Source organism: Mesorhizobium sp. M0808, assembly GCF_040320025.1.
Taxonomy (GTDB): Bacteria; Pseudomonadota; Alphaproteobacteria; order Rhizobiales; family Rhizobiaceae; genus Mesorhizobium.
Genome location: NZ_JAMYOX010000016.1, coordinates 91,806 through 108,205, shown reverse-complemented (window position 1 = coordinate 108,205; position 16,400 = coordinate 91,806). Strand labels below are relative to the sequence as shown.

The following is a 16,400-nucleotide window of genomic DNA, read 5'->3' as shown; positions in this document are numbered from 1 at the left end:
CTGTTTCAGGCGACGGCGATACCGGTCAGTCATAGGTCAGATCCGTCGCCTTGCCGGCGAACACCCGGTAGGCAAAGAACGAATAGAAGATGATGATCGGCAGCACGACGACCGTCCCGACCAGGATGACGGCCAGGCTTTCGGGTGCCGAAGCAGCCTGCCAGATGGTCAGCCGGTCGGGCACCACGAAGGGGTAGAACGACCAGGCGAGGCCGGCAAAGCCGAGCGTGAAGATCGCGGCCAATGTCAGGAACGGGAGCAGCGCGTGGCGGTCGTCGGGCTTCGGCAGATGGAAGGTCTGGCGCCACAGCCACAGGAACAGCACTGCCGACAGGATCGGCAGCGGCGACAAATAGAGCATGGCCGGCCAGACGAACCATTTGTCGAAGATGCGCGCGCTGGCAAAGGGCGTGGCCAGCGATACCGCGACCATGCCGAGCGCGGTCAGCACCAACGCCGTGCGCAGCCACAGCACCGCCTTCTTCTGCAGATCGCCTTCGGTCTTATAGATGACCCAGGCCGCGCCCATCGCCGCGTAGGCCGCGGCAAGGCAGAGCGCCACCAGCGCGCCGAACGCCATGCCGCCAGGGCCGACGTCGAGGCCGAGCACATAGACGCCGAGCATATAACCTTGCGCCAGCGAAGCGATGACCGAGCCGAGGAAGAAGATGCGGTTCCAGCGGTGCTTCCTGCCGGCCGGCACCTTGGCGCGGAAATCGAAGGCGACGCCGCGCAGGATCAAGCCGACCAGCAGCACGAAGACCGGAATGTAGAGCGCCGTCAGAATGGTGCCGTGCGCCAATGGAAAGGCGACCAGCAGCAAGCCCACCGCCAGCACCAGCCAGGTCTCGTTAGCGTCCCAGAACGGGCCGATGGCGGCGATCATCGTATCCTGTTCGGTGTCTTCGGCTGCGGCGAACAGGATGCCGATGCCGAGATCGAAGCCGTCGAGGATGACGTAGATCAGGATAGCGAGGCCCATCAGGCCGGCGAAGATCAGAGGCAGCAGGGTCGGCCAGTCGAAGCTCATGATGTTTCTCCTGGTTGCGCAACCGGCTGCGACAGCGGCCTGTTCATGACGCCCGGTAGCGGCGAGGTGTCACCATCCTTCGCCGCCTTCAATGCCAGATGCACCAACACGCCGAGATAGGCGATCAAGAGCAGCACATAGAGGATGAGATAGACCGCGAGCGACAGCGCGATATGGCTGCCGGCGACCGGCCCGACAGCATCGGCGGTACGCAGCACGCCGGTGACCAGCCAGGGCTGGCGGCCGATCTCGGTGGTGTACCAGCCGGCCAGCGTCGCCAGCCAGCCGGACAGCGCCATCGGCACCATGACAAGCGCCAGCGGCTTGGGCAGGCCGTGGCGGCGCTTGAGGAAGAAGGCCGCCGACCAGGAGACGGCGAGCATCAGGAGGCCGGTGCCGACCATGATGCGAAAGCCCCAGAACACCGGAAATACCGGGGGATGGTTGCCGGCATAATCGTTCAGCCCCGGTACGATGCCGCCGGCGCTGTGCCTGAGGATGAGGCTGGCGCCATCGGGAATGATGAGCTCGAACCTGTTCTCCTTGGCCGCTTCATCGGGAAGCGCAAACAGCACCAGCGGCACGTTGGGACCGGTGTTCCAGTTGGCCTCCATCGCGGCGATCTTCTGCGGCTGGTGTTCCAGCGTGTTGAGGCCGTGCTGGTCGCCGGCAAAGATCTGGATCGGGATCAGGATCGCGGCGGTGAAGACGCCGGTGCGCAGCGCCTTCCACATCGATTCCGAGCGATCGCCGTAGAGATAGCGCAGCGCCGACAGGCCGGCGACCAGGAACGAGACGGTCAGGCCCGAAGCAAGCAGCATATGGACGAGCCGGTAGGGCATGGACGGATTGAAGACAACGGCCCACCAGTCGGTGGCGTGCGCAACACCATCGCGCATTTCGAAGCCGGCCGGCGTCTGCATCCACGAATTGAGCGCGATGATCCAGAAGGCGGACAAGGTGGTGCCGCCGGCCACCAGCACCGTCGCCAGTGTATGGACGCGGTTCGAGACACGGCGGAAGCCGAACAGCATGATGCCGAGGAACGCCGCCTCGAGGAAGAAGGCGGTCAAGATTTCGTAGGCCAGCAGCGGGCCGGCAATGTTGCCGACCGTCTCCATATAGCCCGGCCAGTTGGTGCCGAACTGAAAACTCATGGTGACGCCGGAAACCACGCCCATGGCGAAGGACAGCGCGAATACCTTAACCCAGGTGAAATAAGCGCGCATCCAGGCGGAATCGTTTGTCGCGTTGTAGCGGAGCTTGAAGAACAGCAGCACCCAGCCGAGCGCGATGGTGATCGCCGGGAACAGGATGTGGAACGAGATGTTCGCGCCGAACTGTATGCGCGACAGAATGAGCGGGTCCATGGCGGCTCCGGCTGCTGCTTGTTTGTTGAAGGATAGGCTTGATGCACCGGACGGTCAAAGCGGCGTCCCGCCGCGAGGCGGAACGCCGCAGTGCGGTTAATCTGCTTTTGCGTGGAATTTGGCTGGACGACCGGGCAGGTGTTGCCTATTCCGGCGAACCTCGATGGTCCAGAACTGTCAGGAGCGCCATTGACATCCGGATTTGCGAACCGACATTCAGCGGATTAAATCAACAACTCTGTTTCAAGCAGTCGTTTTCAGCCATGCAGCCGATCATCTCGATTTCCGGGGTCACCAAGACCTACGCCACCGGCTTCAAGGCGCTGAAGGAGATCAATCTCGACATCGTGCGCGGCGAGATCTTTGCGCTGCTCGGGCCGAATGGCGCCGGCAAGACAACGCTGATCTCGATCGTCTGCGGCATCGTCAACCGCTCGTCGGGTTCCGTCACCGTCGACGGCCATGACATCAACCGCGACTACCGCGCCGCGCGCAGTCTGATCGGGCTGGTGCCGCAGGAACTGACCATCGACGCCTTCGAGAGCGTGTGGGCGACGGTCAACTACAGCCGCGGCCTGTTCGGCAAGCCGGCGGACAAGGCGTTCGTCGAAAAGGTGCTGCGCGACCTGTCGCTCTGGGACAAGAAGGACGCCAAGGCGATCACGCTGTCCGGCGGCATGAAGCGCCGGCTGATGATTGCCAAGGCGCTGTCGCACGAGCCGCGCATCCTGTTCCTCGACGAACCGACGGCAGGCGTCGATGTCGAGCTGCGCCAGGACATGTGGGCGATGGTGCGCCGGCTGCGCGAAGACGGCGTCACCATCATCCTGACCACGCATTACATCGAAGAAGCCGAGGCGATGGCCGACCGCGTCGGCGTCATCAACCGCGGCGAGATCGTGCTGGTGGAGGACAAGGCCGAGCTGATGCGCAAGCTTGGCCGCAAACGGCTTGTGCTGGAACTGCGCAGTCCCCTGGCCACCGTTCCCGATACTTTTTCGCACTACGCGCTGGAGCTTTCGCCGGATGGCGGACAGCTGACCTATACTTATGACAACCAGAGCGAACGGCCGGGCGTCGCCTCGCTGATCCGCGAGCTCGAGGCGGCCGGCATCCAGTTCCGCGACATCGATACGGAAAACAGCTCGCTCGAGGAGATCTTCGTCAATCTGGTGAGGAAACCGGCATGAACCCGCGCGCGGCCATGAATCTTCATGCGGTATGGGCGATCTATCGGGTGGAGATGGCGCGCGCCCTTCGCACTGTGCTGCAGAGCATCGTTTCCCCGGTCATTTCGACGTCGCTCTATTTCGTCGTCTTCGGTTCGGCCATCGGCTCGCGCATCACCGAGATTGACGGCATCAGCTACGGCGCCTTCATCGTACCGGGGCTGATCATGCTGTCGCTGCTGACGCAATCGATCTCCAACGCCTCTTTCGCCATCTATTTTCCGAAATTCGTCGGCTCGATCTACGAATTGCTGTCCGCGCCGGTGTCCTATCTGGAGATCGTCATCGCCTATGTCGGGGGCGCGGCGACAAAGTCGATCGTGCTTGGCCTGATCATCCTGGCGACGGCCTCGCTGTTCGTGCCGCTGACGATCGAGCATCCGTTCTGGATGCTCGCCTTCCTGGTGCTGACGGCGGTGACCTTCAGCCTGTTCGGCTTTATCATCGGCATCTGGGCGAAGAGCTTCGAGCAGCTGCAGCTGGTGCCGCTGCTGATCATCACGCCGCTAACCTTCCTCGGCGGCAGCTTCTATTCGATCAACATGCTGCCCGGCATCTGGCGCACGGTGACGCTGTTCAACCCGGTGGTCTACCTGGTCAGTGGGTTCCGCTGGAGCTTCTACGGCAAGTCCGACGTTTCGGTCGGCGTCAGCCTCGGCATGACGGTGGTCTTCCTGCTCATCTGCATAGCGATCGTCGCCTGGATCTTCAGGACCGGCTACCGGCTGCGCAACTGATCGAACGGGCCTCGTCCAGGCGAAGCAGCCTTATCGATCGACCTTTCCTTGCCGAAGGCGACATAGGCCTGCGCCCGATGCCTGGAACCCGCGCTTGAATGCCTCGATCTTGCTTTTCATGCATTGTTATATATCATGTTATCGATGTTGGGATGAATTGACCTATGGAAGACGTCATACGATCGCTTGGCTTCCTGTGCCTGGGCAGCAGGCTGAAGCGTATAGGCGAGCAACTGCAAGCGGAGGCGCAGCGCCTGCTCGACAGGCTGGATGTCCCGGTTCAGGCGAGCCAATACCCGCTGCTGGCCGCGCTCGACAGGCTGGGTCCGCTGTCGGTCGGGGAACTGGCGCAATCCCTTGGCATCGCGCAGCCAGGCGTAACGCGAAGCGTCTCGCTTCTGGCCGGATTGGGACTGCTCGAGGTCAGTCCGTCGACCGATGACCAGCGGCGCAGGATCGTCTCGCTTACTCGGGACGGCCGGCGGCTGGTCGATGTCGCAAAGCGCGACGTCTGGCCTTGCATCGAGAACGTGGTTGCGGATTTGTGCGCAGGTTTTTCGGGGCCGCTTCTTGAGCAGCTGGCTGCCATCGAGGACGGCCTCGCCGCTGCCCCTCTCGACCGTCGTGTAAATAAGCCTGAGGGTGCCGCGCAATGAGACATCTGCTCGACCGCCCTATCTGGAGCGCGCTTCAGACGCGACATCGGGCCTTCGCGGAGGGTGACAACCTCGCCATGCGATATCGGCCGTCGATCGTCCCTTTCGCCGCCACTGGCGCGGACGACCCGGAAAGCCTGCGGGCGCTCGAAAACCTTGTCTCCCCGGGCGAGAGTGTGATCCTGCTTCAAGCGGACGCGATTGCTCTGCCCACGGGGCTTTCCGCGACTTCGACCGCAGCCGGGGTTCAGATGATCGCCGAGCAGCCATTGCAGATCGTCTCCGACCCGCGCGTGCATCGTCTGACCCGAGACGATGCTGCTGAGATGCTCGCCCTGGCATTGCTCACCAAGCCTGGCCCATTCACGCTCGAAGCCTTGAGCCTGGGCGATTTTCGGGGTGTGAAAATCGAGGGCAGGCTTGCGGCAATGGCCGGTGAGCGCACGAAGCAACCTGGCTATACCGAACTCAGCGGGGTGTGCTCACATCCGGAATTTCGCGGCGGTGGCCTGGGCAAGCTGCTGTCCCTATTCGTGGCAAACCGGATAGTGGCGCGCGGCGAAGTTCCCTATCTCCACGCCTATGCCAGCAACGCCGCGGCCATAGCGTTATACGAGTCCATCGGCTTCAGGTTGCGAAGCACAATGAATGTCGCCGTGGTTCAGCGCACCGAATGATTAGTCGGCGCATGATGCGCAGCATGGATGCATCCCGTATCTCAAGGAAGGATTTCGTGTCGCCGAAATCCTTCCTCGAGATGCAAGAGCTGGCTGCGTGTCAGACCGCGATCTTGCCGCCGCCTTGCCTGGTGATGGCAACGACCGCCGGGCGCACCGGCATGTCCGGCTTGAAGTCGGGCCAGCGCGTCGACAAATCCTCATAGTAGGACGGACGGCCGAAAGCCTCCCAGTCCTCGCCGCCGTCGCCCGGATGCTGGACGGCAACGAAGGCGGTCTGGTCGTCCGGCGCAAACAGGGGACCGCACATTTCGGCGCCGATCGGCACGCGGAAGAACAGCTTTGATGTCGCCCGTGCCGTCCCCTCCGTATCGACAGCCCACAGACCATCGGTGCGGCCGGTGGCTTTCGGGCCTTGGCCGTCGGTGGCGACCCAGAGGCGGCCGGCCGAATCGACCGCGCAATTATCCGGCATGCCGAACCAGCCATTGGCGGTGGTTGCGGTCGAGAAGGTGGCGCCGACGTCGGCCACAGCGGGATCGCCGCATTTCAGCAGGATTTCCCACCTGCCCTTTGTCGCGGTGAAATCACCGCCGTCCTCGACGATCTCGATGATGTGGCCAAAGGCATTTTCGGCACGCGGGTTGGCGGCGTCGACCTGGTCGGCCTTGCGCTTCGAATTGTTGGTCAGCATGACATAGACCCTGCCGTTGGTGGCATTGGGCTGGATGTCTTCCGGACGGTCCATCTTGGTGGCGCCGAGCAGGTCGGCGGCGCGGCGCGTCTCGATCAGCACGTCGGCCTGGCTGGCAAAGCCGTTCTCCGCCGTCAGCGGCCCTTGGCCGAAGACGATCGGCAGCCATTCGACCGAACCGTCCTCGGCGAACTTGGCGACATGCAAGGTGCCGTCGTCGAGCAAATCCATGTTGGCGGCGCGGTTGTCCGGATCGAACTTGCCTGTGGTGACGAACTTATACACATAGTCGAAGCGCTCGTCGTCGCCGAGATAGAAGACGACACGGCCATCCTTGGCGACGATCGATTCGGCGCCCTCATGCTTGAAGCGCCCCATCGCGGTGCGCTTCCTCGGCGCCGAAGTCGGAGCCTGGACGTCGACCTCGACGATCCAGCCGAAGCGGTTCGGCTCGTTCGGCTCCTTGCCGATGTCGAAACGGTCGTAATGCGCTGCCCATTCATAGGCACCTTCGGGAATGCCGAGGCGCTTGTAATTGGCGGCTTCCTTATGCCCCTGCGGCAGCTCGCCCGAGAAATAGCCGTGGATGTTCTCCTCGGCCATGACATAGGTGCCCCACGGCGTGACGCCGCCAGCACAATTGTTGACGGTGCCGATGACCTTCGTGCCGGTCGGATCGGCGCTGGTCTTGACGCGGTCGTGGCCGGCGACCGGGCCGGAGAGCGCGATCTCGGTGTTGGAGGTGATGCGGCGGTTGAGCTTGCCGTCGCGAACGACCTGCCATTTGCCTGATACCTTGCGTATCTCGACGATAGTGCCGCCATGCGCCGTCATCTCGACGTCGACTTGTTCCTTGCTGAGGGGCGCCTGCTTGGCCTTGCCGTCGACGATGGTGACGAGGCCCGGAAACATCAGGTGCGGATTGGTGTATTCGTGGTTGACCACCAGCAGGCCGTGCTCGGCCGAGCCGTCGATCGGGATATAGCCGACATAGTCGTTGTTGTAGCCGAATTGTCTGGCCTGGGCTTCCGCCGACTGTTTTCTCGGATCGAATTCCGGCGAATCGGCGAACAGCGGATCGCCCCAGCGCAGCAGTACATCGGCGTCATAGCCGGGTGCGACGTGATGCTTGTCGTCGATGCCGGCCTCGAGCTCGTCAAAAGCGAAGGCGGAGCCTTCGGCGGCGCGGGCGTTGTCGGCAGTGATCAGCGCCAGCGGGCTGACGGTAGCGGCTATGGCCGAGACGGCAAGCGAGCTCTTGAGGAAGCCGCGGCGCGAGAACCGCGCGGCGATGATCTCACCCATGGTGCGGTTGTCGGTGAGATTGGCTCCTGGCCCGTCGTTTTCCTCGAGCAGGCTGGTTCGGAAATGGGCGTCAGGGGTGCGATGTTCGGTCATAGGGCCTGCCTCTGGCTGGATGGATTGCTGGAGCGTGTTGCCTGGCCAGTCCGGTATCGCCGGCAGGTCACAGTTTGATGACATGCCGGCTAATTGCCACCTGCGATTTCGTATCCAACATCGGCCCCGCTTGACCGCGACCGTCGCTTCGGAAACAAGAGCTGCGGCAGGCGCGTAGGGACACATCGGGAGAGAACAAAAGTGAGTTTCTGGGGACTTGGGCAGCTCTGCGTTTCGACGGTGATCTTCCTGCTGGCGGCGATGGCCGCAAAACAGTGGGGGCTGGCGCCGAGCCTCGGCAAGATTGTGCTGACGTTGGCGCTCTATTCGCTGGGCAATCTGATCATGCTGAGGCTGATCCGTGAATTCGGCATGTCGGTGTCGTTCAGCCTGTCGGCGGTGATCCAGCTGGTGTCGGTGAATGTGGTGGCGCTGGTCTTCTTCGGCGAGCGCGTCAATGCCTTACAGGCAACCGGCATCGTGCTTGCCATCGCAGCTGTGGCGCTGATCACGCTCGGGCCCTATCTGCAAAGGCTGTAACTGCGATCGGGCCGATGAAGAAGATTGCAAGCAGACTGCGCAACTGGCTGGAGTTCCCGGTTCTGCTTGCCGGGCTGGTCATTGCCGGCGGGCTGTGGGGGTTCGAGGAGCTGATGGAGCTGGCGCGGGCCACCACGCCGCATGCCTTCGACACCGAAATCCTGCTTGCCTTCCGCGAGGCCGGGCAGCCCGACAATCCGATCGGACCGGCGTGGCTGGAAGGGGCGATGCGCGACATCACCAGCCTCGGCAGCGCCAGCGTACTGGTGGTGATCACGGCAGCAATGATCGTCTACCTGCTCCTTATCCGCAGGCCAGGCGCGGCGCTTCTCATGTTCGTCGCGGTAGCGGGCGGCCAGCTCCTGTCAAGCGTGCTGAAATTCGACATCGACCGGCCGCGCCCTGATCTGGTCTCGCATCTCGCCGATGTGGCATCGCTTTCGTTTCCGAGCGGCCACGCCATGCTGTCGGCGGTGACATATTTGACGCTGGGCAGCATGGCGGCGCGGTTTTTGCCCGGGCGGACAACGAAGATCTATGTACTCGGGCTGGCGGTGCTGACGACGGTGGTGGTCGGCATCAGCCGCATCTATCTCGGCGTCCACTGGCCGTCCGACGTATTGGCCGGCTGGTGCGCCGGCTTTGCCTGGGCGATGCTGTGCTGGCTTGCGGCACGGTTCCTGCAGCGATGGCTTGGGCGGGCCGACGGCACCTGACTCAAATCAGCCTGTTGATCAGGCCATGACCGCAGCCTGCCAGCAGGAAAACCATCGACAGCAAGGCTGTCGAGGTCGCCAACGCTTTGAATATCTTCACCCGCTCATCCTTTTGAAGTCGTGCCTGTGAAATCGGGATCGCAGTGGATGTCCCGCCAAACGATGCCGAGGTTTGTAGCATGACAGCGCATCGGCTGGCAAAGAGTGCTGCATGTTTGGAGGCAGACCATCAATCCTTGGTGCAGGAAGACGTCGCCGACCGCGCCAGCGCAGGAACTTCATCCTCGACTGTTCGGCGGTGCCGTTCTTCGATCAACGGCGGCCAATGTCATCGAGGGTGCGGCCCACAAGGCGAGCCGCGCCGGCGTTCGCTTCATTATATCAGGCGCTTCGCCGCAGATACGCCGCATGCTGATCAACCACGGCGTCAAGCGGCCGCTGGTGACTTATGCCGCCTCGATCACGGATCGCGGGCGCAGCTGAAGAAAGCCGCGCCCGCCGCCTGAGCCGATGGCTGGCTTAGTCGAGGCCCAATGCCGCGATCTCGCCGTCGTTCATCAGCGGCACGAAGATTGTCGACTTGCCGTCGGTGCCGATGTCGGCGCTGCCCGGCTTGAACGTCGCAACCGCTTGCGGCGTGCCGCCGGCTTTGTAGCGGTAGAGCGTGCCGGTCATATACGCGGTGGCGTAGATGCTGCCGCCGATGGCAACGACGCCATCGAGGTTGGCAAACTTTTCCGCGCCGGGCAGTGGCGAAACGGCCTTGGTAGCAAGATCGACCGAGAGCAGGCCGCCCGGCTCCGCGGTGCTGAAGTCGGGCTTGATGCCCTTGCCCCAGGAAGCGACGATCAGCCGGCCGCCATCGGCGAAGATGCCATTCGGCGAAGCAAGCGCCGCATCCCTGACGAACAGTTCGGGCCGGTCGCCGTCGATGCGATAGATCGTATCGGCAAGCATATCCGTGACGTAGATCTTGCCGGACGCGTCGGCGGTCACGTCGTTGAGGAAGACCGCGTTCGGCACGTCGATCGTCGATGTTAGCTTGCCGCTTGCGAGATCGACGACGCGCACATGGGTGATGTCGGCGACGTAGAGTTTGCCGCCGGCAATCGCCATGCCCTTGGGCGCGTCCATGCCGTCGGTCCAGTGTTGCGTGACTAGCTTGCCGTCCATCGACAGGATCGACAGATAGCCGTTGCCGTCGGCTTCGCCGGGATTACCGACGATGTTCGAGACGATAACGCGCTGGCCGGCGGCGTCGAACAGCGCCGATTCAGGCTGCTCGAGGCCGCCGGTGCGCCAGAGTTCAGCGGCCTGAACTGCCGGCGCGGCCGCGATGCCGACCAGGGCGAGAAGTATCGAGGTGAAGAGGCTCTTCATGGCTAGTCTCCTGTAATGGACTAGCGGAGAGCTAGGCCTTTCGATACTTTTCGGGAAGATCTATCAGGACTAGTACCGAAGGCTGATACCAAATCGTGCAAAAGAGGTGCATCCCATGAACGGCCTGATCTTCGAAGCGCTGAAGCGGACGCTTAAGGCAAAGGGCATCACCTATCGCGTCCTTGCCGAGCGGATGGGTGTTTCCGAGCCGACGGTGAAGCGCATCTTCCACGAGCGCAACTGCAAGCTCGACCGGCTGATGGAGATCTGCACTGCCGCCGGCGTAGAGTTGGAGAACGTGCTCGGCTCTATGAACAGAGGACCAGGACCCGCCAACCAGATCGCGCCGGAGATCGAGCGCAAGCTCGCCGGGCAGCCGGCACTGCTGTTCGTCTTTGTCATGCTTTCCGAGAAATTCACGCCCGAAGGCATCATGCGCTCACAAGGGCTGAGCGAGGCTTCGATGTTCCTCTATCTGCGCGAGCTCGAGGAACTCGGCCTGGTCGCGCTCGGTCGCGGCCTGTCGGCAAGGCTGCTGGTCGAGGCGCCGATCCAGTGGAATTTCGACGGGCCATTGCGGCCGCTGTTCGAGACGACCAACAAGAATTTCATCGGCTGGGCCATCACCCATCTTGAGCGCGAGTCGACGTTCGTCAGCTTCTCCAGGCGGATGCGGCCGGAAACGGCGGAAATGGTCAGGCGCGAGGCGGAGGAATTGGCGGAGCGCGCCAAATTGCTTGCTCATCACGACCAGCACACGACGCCCGAAGACGGACTGGTCGGCTACAAATGGACGTTTGCGTTCGGCGCAACGCCGTTCCCGGTGATCATGCCGATCGGGCCGCATCCGCGCGACGCAGGCGCACGGACGGACGATCGAGTTGCGGCTGCCGCAAACGGACGACGTCTGCCGGCCTAGGTCTAAATGCAGAACGACCGAGTCCGGGCTGTTGGCGGCAGCCAGTCTGACTGAGCTTCTTACCCCTGAGTATCGGCAGCAAACCGGTTCTCAGAGGGTCCCCTGCTCAAACACAAGATCGAGCGGCTATTCGGCGGTCTTGTTCGCCACCTTGTCATCCCAGACCATCTGCCGGTAGTCGAAGCCGTATTCCAGCGTCGGCTTGACAATACGGAAATAGGGCGACAGGTCGAAATCGCGCGGAGTGTAGAGCGAGTGATGGCGGATGTGCAGGATTTCCCTGCGCGAATAGCTCGACTGGGCCGAGGCACGGCCAGGCGCCCGCGTAATCTCCGGCAGGATCGGGTAGCGGATCAGGCCATAGGCCTCGGCAATCAGCGACGAGCAGATGGCACGCGTCGGGTCGCCGGAACCGAAAGCCAGCATGCGGCGGCGCCAGCGCACCGGCACCGGCGGCGTCGGCAAGAAGTAGCGCAGCATGTCGAATATGTTCTTGAGATCGTATCTGAGACCGAGCCTGCCGATCATGAAGGCGACGACCGCTTCGCGGTCATCCGGAGCCAGGCCACTCGCACGGCAGATGCGGGTGTTGTAGCTGCGATAGCGCGATAGCGGCACGGCGATGCAGCCATCGCCGAGCGTGACCTCGATCAGGCGCCGCCGCTCCGATCCGTCCTCCGGCTCCGGTAATGCATCGCCGACATAGAAGGCGGCATGCGACCAGGTCGACTGGGTGAGGTATTTGATCGCCGCCGAGATCTTCTGGTTACCTTCGATGAGCAGGATGTCGCCGGGCTCAAGCGTGCGGCGCAGCGTTTCGGCATCCGACGGCGTGTAAGGCTCGTAGCCGGACGATTCCTCCTGCAGCCGGCCTGCAAGCCAGCGGCCAAGTCGGTCAGAAGCGTGTCGCCGGGCTCGGTCATGCCAGACGGCGATTACCACAGGGCGGCAAATTAGACCATGATCAGCCCACGCCAGGCGCGCCGGCGTCTTCGTGCTGCGGTGCCGCTGTGAGATCTTCGCGCACCTTGCGGGCGAGCTTCCTCGTCGAGCGCTTCGGACTGTCGCCGAAAAGCTCGGCCGCCTCGGCGAGGCAGGTCTTTTTCAGGCCCTTTTCCGAGCGCTTCAGCAGCTTGGCAAGCAACCGCGTCTCCTCAGGGGGGCCGAGCGGTTGGTCCTCGGCATCTAGAAGCGCGCGCATGACGAACACATCGTGGAGCTCGCCAAGCCGCTCGCCCAATTCGTCGACGGCCTTGCGCCGCGTCTTGATCGGCGTCGGCCACAGCCTGCCGAGCAGCGACAGGTGCATGCCATGCGTCTTGGCCGCCTTGCGCAGATCGTGAAAGTCATCGGCTTCGCCGCGCGAAGCCGCCTTGTCCAGCGCTTTCCTGGCGCGGCGCAAAGTGGTGCGCGCGCCTTCGGCGAGCACGTCGGCAGCCTGCTCCGGCTGGTCGGGCAGAGCGAGCTTGTCGATCCGGGCGACACCTTTCTCGCAAGCGGAAATCGCCGCGCCTATCGCAGCATCGAGGCCTGCTCCGCCATGCAGTTCATGCTGGCGCGCGACGAGCCTGTCACGCACGGCACCGAGGCCATCGCCGGCACTTTGCTCGGGAAAGCTTGCCGCCAGCCGGTCGATTGTTTCCACCAGTGCGGTCGCCTCGCGCGGGCCGGCAAGCAGGGCCGCCACCTGGCGGTAGCACTGATTCTCCGTCACGCAGAATGTTTCGTCTCCGGAACGGACAAGGCGCAGCAAGGCGCGGACGTTCTTCAGCCGTTTGCGGCATTTGTGCAGCCCCTGTTCGGGCCTGTCACGCGCGGCGTCCAGATGGACAAGCGCCTTGCCGATCTCCTCGGCGAAGATGCGCCTGACCTCTCCGGTCAGCGACATGCGCGGATCGATACGAAAGCTCATGCGACGATCTCCGGAATCCCCCCAAGGGCGAGCGACGCGTTGTAAAATCTCGGCTCGCCGGTGACTTCACGGCCGAGCCAATGTGGCAGCATTTCGTCCTGTACATCATCCGGCGTCTCGAGCTCGGCGATCACCAACCCCGCAAGCGTCCCGCCGAAGACATCGACTTCGTAGCGATAGCCGCGGTGTCTAACATGGTGGCGTGTCTTCTCGATGACATGTCCGATGGCAAAGGCCTGCATCTCCTGCGCCTCCGCCAAAGGTACCGGATATTCGAATTCATCGCGCTCGCGTGCCTGGCTGCCGAACTTGAGCGTCAGCTTGGCGGCCGCATCGTTGCTGATGCGCACACGCACCGTGCGGCTGGGTTCGGCGACTAGGTAGAATTGACGGATATGAATGTCCGCCTCGACCATTGCCCGCCATTCGTCACCTGAGACCAGGAACTTACGCTCGATTTCCTTGCCCATGGCCAGGCACTAAAGCGCGCACGGCCAGAGTTGGCAAGCCGCTTGACCGCACTTGACTTTAATCATTCGATTGATTAAATTGTTGGCCATGATCAAATCGCCCAGCGCAAGCGGCCTTCCTCATGAGGCGCCCAAGACCGCCGCGGATATGACGCGGACGGCACTCGTGCGCGCGGCGCTGAAGCTGTTCGGACGCCAGGGTTTCGACGGCACGTCAACGCGCCAGATCGCGGCTGAGGCCAAGGCCAATATCGGCTCGATCGCCTATCATTTCGGCGGCAAGGAAGGGCTCCGCAACGCCGCGGCCGACTACATCGTCGACACCATCCAGACCGTTGCCGGCCAGGCGATCGGCAATCTGCAAGCGCCGGCCGCGGCATTGGCGGACACCGAGGCCGCGCGGGCACATTTGGCCGTCGCACTGGAGCGGATGGTCGCCTTCATCGCGGCAAGGCCGGAAGCCGGCGAGATTGTACAGTTCGTCCTGCGTGAGCTGTCGCATCCAACCGCCGCGCTCGACCGTATCTATGATGGCGTGTTCGAACCGGCGCATCACCGACTCTGCCTGATCTGGGAACAGGCGACGGGCGAGCCGGCCGAGAGCGAGCGCACTAAACTCACCGTATTTACGCTGATCGGCCAGGTCGTCTATTTCCGCATCGGCCGCGAGGCAGTTATGCGCCGGATGGGCTGGCGCGAGATCGGCGACGACGAGGCCGGCAAGATCGCGGCAACAATAACCGACAATCTCAGCGCGATTTTAGCTCGGCGCGATTTGGCTGTCCGGAAGGATCGTGGATCATGAGCCTGCTCTGTTCTTTGCCGTTTGCCGCCCAGCTTTTCAGCGCCTGCGCGCCGGCAGCACCGCTCGCCGTCGGCTACGTCGAGGGCGACTACGTCCTGCTCGCGCCGATCGAGGTGGCGCAGGTCGAGACGATTGCGGTCAAGCGCGGCGACCGCGTCGCGCCCGGCACGCCGGTGGTGACGCTGGAAAACGCCGACGCCAAGATCGCCATCGCACAAGCCGAGGCGGCCCTTGCGCAGGCCCAGGCGCAACTTGCCGACCTACAGGTCGGCAAGCGGCCGGAAGAGATTGCGGTGCTCAAGGCGCAGGTCGACATGGCCAAGGCGCAAGCCGCCGACGCCAAACGCCGTTACATCCGCGCCAGCGATCTGTTCAAACGCGGCACCGGCACACAGGCCGACTACGACACGGCTTCCGCGACGCTGGAGACGGCCAACGCGCAGGTCGGCCAGGCGGAGGCCAATCTCGCGGTCGGCGGCCTGCCGGCACGGCCCGAGACTATCAAGGCCGCCGACAATCAGGTCAGGCAGGCGCAATCGGCGCTGGAGCAAGCGCAATGGCGGCTGTCGAAGCGCGTGCTGACGGCGCCTTCGCCCGGCCGGGTCAACGACGTGATCCGCAATCCCGGCGATACGGCCGGGCCGACGGCACCGGTTATCTCGATACTGCCGGACGGCGCGGTGAAGCTCAGCGTCTATGTGCCGGAAAGCGCGTTCTCCTCGGTCGACGTCGGCACGCTGCTCAACGTCCATTGCGACGGCTGCGGGTCGGGCGTGAAGGCACGCGTCAGCTATGTGTCGCCCGATCCGGAATTCACGCCGCCGGTGATCTACTCGCTCGAGACCCGGCAAAAGCTGGTCTATCTGGTCGAAGCGCGGCCGGAGGGCGACGCCAGCGCCTTGCAGCCCGGGCAGATCGTCGACGTCGATCTGGCGGACATCGGAAAATGAACGTCATCGACGTGCACGGCCTGGTCAAACGCTTTGGCGACAAGACCGTCGTCGATCATGTGACTATGGCTGTGGCCGAGGGCGAGATCGTCGGCTTCCTCGGGCCGAACGGCTCGGGCAAGACGACGACCATCCGCATCATGTGCGGCTTGCTGACGCCGGATGAGGGCGAAGGCACGGTTCTGGGCTTCGACATCCGCACCGACAGCCTGCGGATCAAACGCGAAGTCGGCTACATGACGCAGAGATTCTCGTTCTACGAAGATCTGACGATCGGCGAGAATCTCGAATTCGTGGCTCGGCTGTACCGGCTGAAGCCGCTCGACGAGCACGTGGCTAAGACGCTTGAGGAGCTCGGCCTGACATCGCGCAGGAACCAGTTGGCCGGTACCCTGTCCGGCGGCTGGAAGCAGCGGCTGGCGCTGGCCGCCTGCATCATGCACAAGCCGAAACTGCTGCTGCTCGATGAACCGACGGCGGGCGTCGACCCGAAAGCGCGACGCGAATTCTGGGACGAGATCCACCGGCTGGCGAGCGGCGGCCTGACCGTGCTGGTCTCCACCCATTACATGGATGAGGCCGAGCGCTGCCATCGCATCAGCTACATCTCCTACGGCAAGATGCTGGCCACCGGCACGGTCGAGGACGTGGTGAGGAATGCCGGGCTGACCACCTTCGTCCTGCAAGGGCCGCGGCTCGATCAGGTCGCTGCCGCACTTCATGGCCGCCCCGGCGTCGACCAGGTGGCGCCGTTCGGCGCGACGCTGCATGTCGTCGGCTCCGACAGGACGGCACTTCAGGCAGCGCTCGCCGATGTCGAGAAAGAGCACGAGGGCGTTACGGTGACGCCCGGCGAGACCAGCCTGGAGGATGTGTTCATCCAGTTCATGTCCGGTTCGAAGGACAACATGGGATGA

Annotated in this window: 16 protein-coding genes and 2 pseudogenes; 11 read left to right on the top strand and 7 right to left on the bottom strand. The window is 63.4% G+C overall.

The genetic code is table 11. From position 1 onward, the window contains the following. Positions 1-25 precede the first annotated feature (25 nt). Both NKI25_RS19480 and NKI25_RS19475 read right to left on the bottom strand, forming a co-directional pair. Entirely contained in the window at positions 26-1,030 is a 1,005-nt protein-coding gene (locus tag NKI25_RS19480) for a cytochrome d ubiquinol oxidase subunit II (RefSeq protein ID WP_352571564.1), read from the bottom strand. Next, the gene (locus NKI25_RS19475) at positions 1,027-2,400 is read right to left on the bottom strand and encodes a cytochrome ubiquinol oxidase subunit I (protein ID WP_352591691.1); all 1,374 of its coding nucleotides are present in this window, start codon (positions 2,398-2,400) and stop codon (positions 1,027-1,029) included. Before NKI25_RS19475 ends, NKI25_RS19480 begins: the two co-directional genes overlap by 4 nt. A gap of 263 nt (positions 2,401-2,663) precedes the next feature. Here NKI25_RS19475 and NKI25_RS19470 point away from each other — a divergent pair, with 263 nt between their 5' ends. The 4 genes from NKI25_RS19470 (at position 2,664) to NKI25_RS19455 (ending at position 5,699) form a co-directional block, all read left to right on the top strand. Further along, positions 2,664-3,590 carry an ABC transporter ATP-binding protein gene (locus NKI25_RS19470; RefSeq protein WP_352457877.1) on the top strand — a complete coding sequence of 309 codons (927 nt, stop codon included), beginning with the start codon at positions 2,664-2,666 and terminating at the stop codon, positions 3,588-3,590. Positions 3,591-3,604: 14 nt separating this feature from the next. Beyond that, positions 3,605-4,366 carry an ABC transporter permease gene (locus NKI25_RS19465; protein ID WP_352451914.1) on the top strand — a complete coding sequence of 254 codons (762 nt, stop codon included), beginning with the start codon at positions 3,605-3,607 and terminating at the stop codon, positions 4,364-4,366. A gap of 164 nt (positions 4,367-4,530) precedes the next feature. Next, entirely contained in the window at positions 4,531-5,022 is a 492-nt protein-coding gene (locus tag NKI25_RS19460; protein ID WP_023679020.1) for a MarR family winged helix-turn-helix transcriptional regulator, read from the top strand. Beyond that, positions 5,019-5,699, top strand: coding sequence for a GNAT family N-acetyltransferase (locus NKI25_RS19455; protein ID WP_352999093.1), 681 nt, complete (start codon positions 5,019-5,021; stop codon positions 5,697-5,699). The genes NKI25_RS19460 and NKI25_RS19455 overlap by 4 nt, the downstream gene beginning before the upstream one ends. A gap of 100 nt (positions 5,700-5,799) precedes the next feature. On the opposite strand, the gene NKI25_RS19450 is transcribed toward NKI25_RS19455, so the two are convergent. Next, positions 5,800-7,791, bottom strand: a complete 1,992-nt coding sequence (locus tag NKI25_RS19450; protein ID WP_352571568.1) for a PhoX family protein — start codon at positions 7,789-7,791, stop codon at positions 5,800-5,802. A gap of 201 nt (positions 7,792-7,992) precedes the next feature. On the opposite strand from NKI25_RS19450, the gene NKI25_RS19445 reads away from it, so the two are divergent. From NKI25_RS19445 to NKI25_RS19435, 3 genes and pseudogenes are all read left to right on the top strand, one after another. Next, positions 7,993-8,331, top strand: coding sequence for a hypothetical protein (locus NKI25_RS19445; protein ID WP_023679017.1), 339 nt, complete (start codon positions 7,993-7,995; stop codon positions 8,329-8,331). 14 nt (positions 8,332-8,345) lie between these two features. After that, complete coding sequence (locus NKI25_RS19440; RefSeq protein ID WP_352620827.1) at positions 8,346-9,047, top strand: phosphatase PAP2 family protein; 702 nt, start codon at positions 8,346-8,348, stop codon at positions 9,045-9,047. Between the two features lie 259 nt (positions 9,048-9,306). Continuing rightward, positions 9,307-9,530 (top strand): annotated as a pseudogene (locus NKI25_RS19435) (sodium-independent anion transporter); the annotation flags it as partial. 36 nt (positions 9,531-9,566) lie between these two features. Here the strand turns inward: NKI25_RS19435 and NKI25_RS19430 are convergent. After that, complete coding sequence (locus NKI25_RS19430; RefSeq protein WP_352575306.1) at positions 9,567-10,427, bottom strand: SMP-30/gluconolactonase/LRE family protein; 861 nt, start codon at positions 10,425-10,427, stop codon at positions 9,567-9,569. Between the two features lie 115 nt (positions 10,428-10,542). Between NKI25_RS19430 and NKI25_RS19425 the strand changes: the two genes are divergently transcribed. Beyond that, positions 10,543-11,346 carry a helix-turn-helix domain-containing protein gene (locus NKI25_RS19425; RefSeq protein WP_352575308.1) on the top strand — a complete coding sequence of 268 codons (804 nt, stop codon included), beginning with the start codon at positions 10,543-10,545 and terminating at the stop codon, positions 11,344-11,346. A gap of 126 nt (positions 11,347-11,472) precedes the next feature. Here the strand turns inward: NKI25_RS19425 and NKI25_RS19420 are convergent. From NKI25_RS19420 to NKI25_RS19410, 3 genes and pseudogenes are all read right to left on the bottom strand, one after another. After that, positions 11,473-12,269: pseudogene (locus NKI25_RS19420) on the bottom strand (C40 family peptidase). 41 nt (positions 12,270-12,310) lie between these two features. Beyond that, on the bottom strand, positions 12,311-13,258 hold the full coding sequence (locus NKI25_RS19415; protein ID WP_352591700.1) for a CHAD domain-containing protein: 948 nt from the start codon (positions 13,256-13,258) through the stop codon (positions 12,311-12,313). Then, positions 13,255-13,728 carry a CYTH domain-containing protein gene (locus NKI25_RS19410; protein WP_352571575.1) on the bottom strand — a complete coding sequence of 158 codons (474 nt, stop codon included), beginning with the start codon at positions 13,726-13,728 and terminating at the stop codon, positions 13,255-13,257. Before NKI25_RS19410 ends, NKI25_RS19415 begins: the two co-directional genes overlap by 4 nt. An 88-nt stretch (positions 13,729-13,816) precedes the next feature. Between NKI25_RS19410 and NKI25_RS19405 the strand changes: the two genes are divergently transcribed. Genes NKI25_RS19405 through NKI25_RS19395 form a run of 3 tightly spaced genes read left to right on the top strand, consistent with a single transcriptional unit; the run spans position 13,817 to position 16,400 of the window. Beyond that, entirely contained in the window at positions 13,817-14,533 is a 717-nt protein-coding gene (locus NKI25_RS19405) for a CerR family C-terminal domain-containing protein (RefSeq protein ID WP_352571576.1), read from the top strand. Continuing rightward, a complete protein-coding gene (locus NKI25_RS19400) occupies positions 14,530-15,483 on the top strand; it encodes an HlyD family secretion protein (protein ID WP_352571577.1) in 954 nt (317 codons plus the stop codon). Before NKI25_RS19405 ends, NKI25_RS19400 begins: the two co-directional genes overlap by 4 nt. After that, positions 15,480-16,400, top strand: coding sequence for an ABC transporter ATP-binding protein (locus tag NKI25_RS19395; RefSeq protein ID WP_023679007.1), 921 nt, complete (start codon positions 15,480-15,482; stop codon positions 16,398-16,400). The genes NKI25_RS19400 and NKI25_RS19395 overlap by 4 nt, the downstream gene beginning before the upstream one ends.

Excerpts from the sequence above, each read along its gene's own strand:
- NKI25_RS19460 (WP_023679020.1), top strand. The coding sequence starts at position 4,531 with ATGGAAGACGTCATACGATCGCTTGGCTTCCTGTGCCTGGGCAGCAGG.
- NKI25_RS19430 (WP_352575306.1), bottom strand. The coding sequence starts at position 10,427 with ATGAAGAGCCTCTTCACCTCGATACTTCTCGCCCTGGTCGGCATCGCG.
- NKI25_RS19480 (WP_352571564.1), bottom strand. The coding sequence starts at position 1,030 with ATGAGCTTCGACTGGCCGACCCTGCTGCCTCTGATCTTCGCCGGCCTG.
- NKI25_RS19470 (WP_352457877.1), top strand. The coding sequence starts at position 2,664 with ATGCAGCCGATCATCTCGATTTCCGGGGTCACCAAGACCTACGCCACC.
- NKI25_RS19400 (WP_352571577.1), top strand. The coding sequence starts at position 14,530 with ATGAGCCTGCTCTGTTCTTTGCCGTTTGCCGCCCAGCTTTTCAGCGCC.
- NKI25_RS19440 (WP_352620827.1), top strand. The coding sequence starts at position 8,346 with ATGAAGAAGATTGCAAGCAGACTGCGCAACTGGCTGGAGTTCCCGGTT.
- NKI25_RS19410 (WP_352571575.1), bottom strand. The coding sequence starts at position 13,728 with ATGGGCAAGGAAATCGAGCGTAAGTTCCTGGTCTCAGGTGACGAATGG.
- NKI25_RS19415 (WP_352591700.1), bottom strand. The coding sequence starts at position 13,258 with ATGAGCTTTCGTATCGATCCGCGCATGTCGCTGACCGGAGAGGTCAGG.
- NKI25_RS19425 (WP_352575308.1), top strand. The coding sequence starts at position 10,543 with ATGAACGGCCTGATCTTCGAAGCGCTGAAGCGGACGCTTAAGGCAAAG.
- NKI25_RS19475 (WP_352591691.1), bottom strand. The coding sequence starts at position 2,400 with ATGGACCCGCTCATTCTGTCGCGCATACAGTTCGGCGCGAACATCTCG.
- NKI25_RS19455 (WP_352999093.1), top strand. The coding sequence starts at position 5,019 with ATGAGACATCTGCTCGACCGCCCTATCTGGAGCGCGCTTCAGACGCGA.
- NKI25_RS19465 (WP_352451914.1), top strand. The coding sequence starts at position 3,605 with ATGAATCTTCATGCGGTATGGGCGATCTATCGGGTGGAGATGGCGCGC.
- NKI25_RS19405 (WP_352571576.1), top strand. The coding sequence starts at position 13,817 with ATGATCAAATCGCCCAGCGCAAGCGGCCTTCCTCATGAGGCGCCCAAG.
- NKI25_RS19450 (WP_352571568.1), bottom strand. The coding sequence starts at position 7,791 with ATGACCGAACATCGCACCCCTGACGCCCATTTCCGAACCAGCCTGCTC.
- NKI25_RS19395 (WP_023679007.1), top strand. The coding sequence starts at position 15,480 with ATGAACGTCATCGACGTGCACGGCCTGGTCAAACGCTTTGGCGACAAG.